At 62.9% G+C, this 240-nt stretch carries 1 protein-coding gene; it reads right to left on the bottom strand.

Annotation, left to right across the window (positions count from 1 at the left end):
* A partial coding sequence (locus UB23_RS29730; protein WP_045057903.1) for a hypothetical protein occupies positions 1 to 240 on the bottom strand: 240 nt, incomplete at both ends.

The following is a 240-nucleotide window of genomic DNA, read 5'->3' as shown; positions in this document are numbered from 1 at the left end:
TGAAGGTGTACGCCCCGTTCGCGCCGATCACCAGGGTGCCGACATTAGCGATAGTCGCGGTGCTGCCGGCGGTGTAGGTGTCCGCACCGATGGTGAAGTTGACCACGGTCACGTCGCCGTCGACGCTTGAGGTACCCGTGAGGACGCTGCCGGTCACGGCAGTGTCTTCCAGGGTGGAGACCGTTTCGCTGGCATCGGTGAAGCTGTCATCAACCGGGGTGACGCTGATGTTCAGAGTCG

The sequence above is a fragment of the Pseudomonas sp. ES3-33 genome (genome assembly GCF_000952175.1).
Classification (GTDB): Bacteria; Pseudomonadota; Gammaproteobacteria; order Pseudomonadales; family Pseudomonadaceae; genus Aquipseudomonas; species Aquipseudomonas gregormendelii.
The sequence above is the reverse complement of the archived record's forward strand: the minus strand, read 5'-3'. Positions and strand labels throughout refer to the sequence as shown.